The 5142-nt window shown below is 66.0% G+C and carries 5 protein-coding genes and 3 pseudogenes; 4 read left to right on the plus strand and 4 right to left on the minus strand.

The window, feature by feature from the left end; translation table 11 throughout:
• Nucleotides 1-87 precede the first annotated feature (87 nt).
• Nucleotides 88-300 (minus strand): annotated as a pseudogene (locus tag H8R17_RS44230) (winged helix-turn-helix domain-containing protein); the annotation flags it as partial.
• Nucleotides 301-444: 144 nt separating this feature from the next.
• Here H8R17_RS44230 and H8R17_RS44235 point away from each other — a divergent pair.
• Entirely contained in the window at nt 445-1542 is a 1098-nt protein-coding gene (locus H8R17_RS44235) for a DUF1152 domain-containing protein (RefSeq protein WP_187828812.1), read from the plus strand.
• Nucleotides 1543-1910: 368 nt separating this feature from the next.
• Here H8R17_RS44235 and H8R17_RS44240 read toward each other — a convergent pair whose 3' ends face one another.
• Together H8R17_RS44240 and H8R17_RS44245 are read right to left on the minus strand one after the other, a co-directional pair.
• Entirely contained in the window at nt 1911-2396 is a 486-nt protein-coding gene (locus H8R17_RS44240; protein WP_187828813.1) for an MSMEG_6728 family protein, read from the minus strand.
• Between the two features lie 62 nt (nt 2397-2458).
• Complete coding sequence (locus tag H8R17_RS44245) at nt 2459-2911, minus strand: DUF4383 domain-containing protein (protein WP_187828814.1); 453 nt, start codon at nt 2909-2911, stop codon at nt 2459-2461.
• A 533-nt stretch (nt 2912-3444) separates the two neighbouring features.
• Between H8R17_RS44245 and H8R17_RS44250 the strand changes: the two genes are divergently transcribed.
• Nucleotides 3445-3720, plus strand: coding sequence for a hypothetical protein (locus tag H8R17_RS44250; RefSeq protein ID WP_187828815.1), 276 nt, complete (start codon nt 3445-3447; stop codon nt 3718-3720).
• 171 nt (nt 3721-3891) lie between these two features.
• Nucleotides 3892-4398, plus strand: coding sequence for an alpha/beta fold hydrolase (locus H8R17_RS44255; protein ID WP_187828816.1), 507 nt, complete (start codon nt 3892-3894; stop codon nt 4396-4398).
• Between the two features lie 67 nt (nt 4399-4465).
• Here the strand turns inward: H8R17_RS44255 and H8R17_RS49005 are convergent.
• Nucleotides 4466-4681, minus strand: a pseudogene (locus H8R17_RS49005) (YbhB/YbcL family Raf kinase inhibitor-like protein); the annotation flags it as partial.
• Between H8R17_RS49005 and H8R17_RS44265 the strand changes: the two are divergent.
• A pseudogene (locus H8R17_RS44265) lies at nt 4662-5060 on the plus strand (FCD domain-containing protein); the annotation flags it as partial. The pseudogenes H8R17_RS49005 and H8R17_RS44265 overlap by 20 nt on opposite strands.
• Between the last annotated feature and the right edge of the window lie 82 nt (nt 5061-5142).

The following is a 5142-nucleotide window of genomic DNA, read 5'->3' on the forward strand; positions in this document are numbered from 1 at the left end:
GAGCCGCCTCGATCCCCTCCGGTCTCCCCATACCACAACAACGAGGACCAAGGCCCGAAGCCACGGCTTGTTTCCCGGCAAGCCCTAAGTGCCCGATCCCTGACGCTTCTCGACGAGCCCTTGATGGCTCAGTGCCTCCAACGACCGTGCAGCCGTAGGCCGGGACACCTTCCAGTCCGCCGCCAACTGCCGCTCGGACGGCACCTCGTCCCCCGGTCGCAGGTCACCCCGAAGAATCTGATCACGGATGTAGTGCGCGATCTGGAGATACTTCGGCTGAGCCTCCTCGATCTGCGGCATCAGTCCTCCTCACCCAAGGCGAGCCCCAGGCGAGTAGTCGGGAACCCCGCTACCAAGACTGAGGCCTGCTTCTCGATACAAGTGGCTATGGCCTCTAGCCACTATAGGGTGAGTGGTCACCCCCCACCCCGTAGGCTGAGACGCATGACGCGGTTGATCGTCGCAGCAGGAGGAGGGGGCGACGCAGTCGCCGCCGCAATGATTCACGCCGCCCTCTACGGCGACGAGGACCAGGCGGTGATCCTCACGTACGCGTGGGACCGCCTCCTGATCGATCCCGTCCCGGGCCCCCGAGGACCAGACAACTTCACCGGCCTTCAGCCCCTCACTCCAGCAGTCTGGGCAGTGCCGGCCGAGGCCCGCCCCATCGCTCCGGCAGGCTCCACCCTCCCTCGACTCGCGGCAGAGCTCGGGCACACATTCGCTCTGATCGACCCGCGTCAGGGAGTCGAGGGCATCACGCGGCAACTCGAAGAGCTCGTGGACCACTTGTCGCCAGAGTCGATCGATCTCCTGGACGTGGGTGGCGACATCCTCTCCCGAGGTGATGAACCGACGCTGAAGAGCCCCCTCGCCGATGCCGTCACGCTCGCTGCGTGCTGCCAGGTGAATGCGCCCATCCGCCTTTTGGTGACAGGCCCCGGCCTCGACGGCGAACTCCCTCTCGACGACCTACGCAGCATCCTTGGCCCGCTCATCCACACCCTCGCCGCGAAGGACGTCGAGCCGATCAGCTCGGTCCTGGAGTGGCACCCCTCCGAGGCAACCGGGATGCTCGCTGCGACTGCCCGAGGCGTACGCGGCACTTGCGAGATGCGAGACGCCGGCCTCCCGGTCCCCCTCACCGACGAAGGGCCGAAGGTCCATGAGGTCGACCTGGACGAGGCGCTGACCCGCAACCAGTTGGCCCGCGCCATTCTCACGACCGCCACCCTGGACGAGGTTGAGGCACACAGCCGCGAAATCTGCGGCTACTCGGAGATCGACTACGAGCGCAACAAGGCCGCATGGCTTAAAGACCAGCCACCGGCGCAGCTCGACCCGGAGGCCGCACTGTCCCAGTTCGACCAGTTCGAAGCCGAGGCCCGCAGCCGCGGAGTTACCCACACGACGTTCCGCCGCATCACCGAGGCCTTGAACCTCAACGGCTCCCTGCGCGAGGACCTGCGCCAGCTGCTCATCAACAGCCGACCGGAGCAGTACGACGCGCCCTTGTGGCGCATCACAGCCACTACTGAGTAACAACCTTCTTCACGGGTTCAAGGCGGCTCGCTCCGCTCGCCGCGCGCGGCCCGGCGGCCGGGCCTGCGCTCCTGTCTCCGCCCCACTCCAGCCCGCCCGGCGCCCGGGCCGCGCGCTACAGCAATCAGCCGCTTGCCATAGAAGGGGTACGTCGTGGCTGGGGCGGTCGACTCCGCGGCTTTACGCAGCCACTCTGGCGCGAGCCTCGAAGATCATGGCCCCAACGTCGTGCTTTACCGGGCAGGTCCACAGAATGCCCGACGCGCTGGAAGCTTACGGGGCCATGATCACTCGCGCCAAAGCAGCTCCAGCCCAAAGCCGCTCCGCCGACCTCGTTGCGCACACGAAAGTAGTTGCGGCTTCCACTTTCACGCCTCGGAGAGTGGATCGCGTGACCGGTCCGACGTGGGCCAAATATATGGCAGATCGTTCGGCACATCGGGGAAGAGTGGTGCGTAGGTGCTCGGGTCCTTGCGCACCAGCGCCGACCGGTGGCTGCGGTGAAAGGCATCGTCACCGAGCCAAGGAGGCAGTTCCCCAGCAGACGCAAGTCGCATCTGGTGACGAACTGATGCACCGGGACGGAATACGAGGAGGTCAGCGACAAGTGCGGCCGCACAGCCATCCTGATGACCGTGTTCACCCCACACCGTGCAGACTTCCAGGCCATATCGGACCAGCGCTTCCTCGTATCCAGCCCACATTCGCACTGCCGGATGGCGGCGCCACCCGTAACCCGGCACGACAAGGCCGCGAAGTACCTGCAACGCCTCGACCCGCTGTTTGCCAAGTCGGCGACGGTCCAAGATCAGGGCCGAAGCCCTGAAGTCGGAATAGGGCAAGAATGTCTGCATACCGCCGCCCCTGACAGCATGTACATGTTTGCAGCGCGAAAATCCGGTGTCCGACTCGGCCTTTACCGATCTTCGGTGCTTGGGGTGCGTCGGCCGAGGAGAAGCGCCAGACCGATCATGGCGATGCCCAGCCCGAAGTGGAGCCAGTCATCGGCAGTGTTGAGGGGTACGAAGTTTGCGTCGCTGTCCTGACTGACAGCCAAGCCGTAGATCCACAACACCAGGTAGATGGCCCCACCGCCTAGCAGATAGGAATACGCAGCGGGAGCGGTGCGGGCGAGTGCCAGACCGGCAACGCCGAAAGCCAGGTGTATGAGGTTGTGCAGGATGGAGACCTGGAAGACCCCAAACAGCTTGGCATTCGACTCGTGCGAGGCGAATTCCATCGCGCTGTAACTCGTGGTGATGCCGGGGATGAAGCCCAGTACGCCCACCAACAGGAATACGATACCCACCAACATGGCGGCCTGCTGTACGGGGGTGCCAGTGGTCACGTGGCGTGTAGGTGCGGTCATGGTTAGTGGATCCTCACTGTCGTACGGGTGACGAGTCAGCAGAAAGCTGTTGCCGAGTACCACGCCTGGTGCAAAACACCACCTGATCGACCATGAGTATCAGCCCATGCAGCCAAGTCGGGTCGGTCGACGCCAGACGGTGTCCGTCCCATTCAGGCCAGCGTCAAGCCGCCGATCGAGCTTCTCGGCAAGTTGAAGCGACAAACAAAAAAAGGGGGGCCGATTCCTTAGAGCGCGAGTTTTTCCCAAGAAATCGGGCACTCTCAGGTGTGGGCAGTGACTGCTGAGGTTCTGGCCAGCGCTGGGATCAAGAAGCGCCATGTTCAGGATGCTGAGCATCAGCTCGTCGTTCTCTTCCCTGCCACTGCCCGGCTCGTAGAGTCGTTGACGCTGCCACAACAGGCGCGAGGGCGACGATGGCGAACAGACGTGCGGCATTGCCGAACGGCTCGCACTCACCCCGGCGAAGACCCGTCACCGCCAGGACCACAGGAAACAACCCCCACTTACCGGCCTATAACCGGGAGAAAACCGTGATCATCAAGAGAATGCACGAGATGGGCGTCCGCAGCGAGCACGCCTATACAGCCGCGTTCACCTCCATCGGCCTCACCGTGGCCATCTGGGTGACCAGCCTCAAGGCCGAACCCGGCACCGGACTCGACCGCGCCGACCGATGGGGCATCTTCGTGGGCGAGTGGGCTCCCACGTTCTTCGGTCTCGGCCTCGCGCTGTCCCATTACGAACAGCATGACGGCACCCTCACGGCGAGCGTCCATGAATTCCGGGAGCGCAAGGAAGCTAGCTGAAACCGGAAGCTTCCCGGTGGTGCCTGCCCAGGCAGGCACCACCGCCATACCAACGACGCGGCGCACACCCGGGCTTACGAGAACCACCTGCGCACCTTCCTGGAGGCCTCGTCCGGCTTCGCGGTGCCATTCGAGCGCCACGTGATCGACGTGGACTTCCGATCAGAGACCGTGCAGGTCCCCCTTCACCTCTACGTTCCCGAGAACCTGCCCGCGGACGCACCCGTCGTGCTGGTCTTCAGCGGCGTGGACACCTGGAAGGTCGAGGTGCACGCCACCGCGCTTGCGACGGCTCGTCTGGTCGGCGCGCGGGTGGCCATCGTCGACATGGCCGGCACCGGAGAAGCGCCGGTAGCCAGCGGACCCGACGGAGAGCTGTACGTCGGCGACGTCCTCGACTGGCTGCGCCGCCGCTTTCCCGAGGCGCGCAAGGTAGGCACCGTCGGCTTCAGCTTCGGCGGGCACTGGACGATCAAGCTGGCCCTGCGCCGGATGGTCGACGCCGCGGTGAGCATCGGCGGGCTCATCGACACCGCCTTCACCCCCGAGGCCGCCGCCCGGCTCCGATTCGGCATGCCCGGCATCTTCGGCAACTCCCTGCGGCCGGACGCCGAGCCGAGCCTCACCGAACTCCAGGCCGCCATGGCCGCCTTCTCGCTGATCGCTAGTCCGCGGTGATCTCACTCGCGCCGGTGGCATAGCCGACGGCTGCGTCGAGGAGCTGTCCGACGACGGCGGCCTCCTCCGGGCTGCGCGGGGAGTAGGTCACGGCGTAGCTCTTGGTGCCCTCGGGGGCACCGCTCCACGACAGCTGCGGGGAGAGGTCCTTGCCGCCGGGGACACCGACGATGCCGGACATCTGCGCGGCGGGCCAGGTACCGCCGTCGTCCACGGTGGTGCTGGTGACGGTGAAGCTCGGCACGTCGGGGAGCTTGGCGAAGGTCGTGCTGAGGCTGGCGATCGAGCGCGGTGACCTCGACTGGGAGGCACGCGTGCGCGCGGCCCACCACCGCCTCGCGCGCACCCCCTTGTACGCGCCGGAAGAGGGCGAGTACCTCAGCAGCGCCTGGTCCCAGGCCCACCGCGCCTTCCGCCGCGCCCTGCTGGAGGGGTGCGGCAACCCCGTGCTGCTGGACGCCTTCGACCGGATGTGGACCGCCAGCGAGCTGGGCCGCCGCTGGTCGGCCCATCGCACACCCGATCGTGACGTCGCCGACGAACACCGTCAGCTGGAGGAGGCGACCCTGGCCCGCGACGCCGACACCGCCATCGACGTACTGACCCGACACCTGGCCCTGACCGCCACCGTCCTGGCCGGGCCCAAGACCGGCTCCCCCTAGGTCCTGTCTGGAGTTCGGATCACGAGTGTGGTGCGATGCTGCGGAGCCAGAGCATCGCACCACACAGGTGCAGTCCGGCCTC

It is taken from the genome of Streptomyces sp. TRM68367 (assembly GCF_014495685.1).
GTDB lineage: Bacteria > Actinomycetota > Actinomycetes > Streptomycetales > Streptomycetaceae > Streptomyces.

Excerpts from the sequence above, each read along its gene's own strand:
- H8R17_RS44235 (WP_187828812.1), top strand. The coding sequence starts at position 445 with ATGACGCGGTTGATCGTCGCAGCAGGAGGAGGGGGCGACGCAGTCGCC.
- H8R17_RS44240 (WP_187828813.1), bottom strand. The coding sequence starts at position 2,396 with ATGCAGACATTCTTGCCCTATTCCGACTTCAGGGCTTCGGCCCTGATC.
- H8R17_RS44245 (WP_187828814.1), bottom strand. The coding sequence starts at position 2,911 with ATGACCGCACCTACACGCCACGTGACCACTGGCACCCCCGTACAGCAG.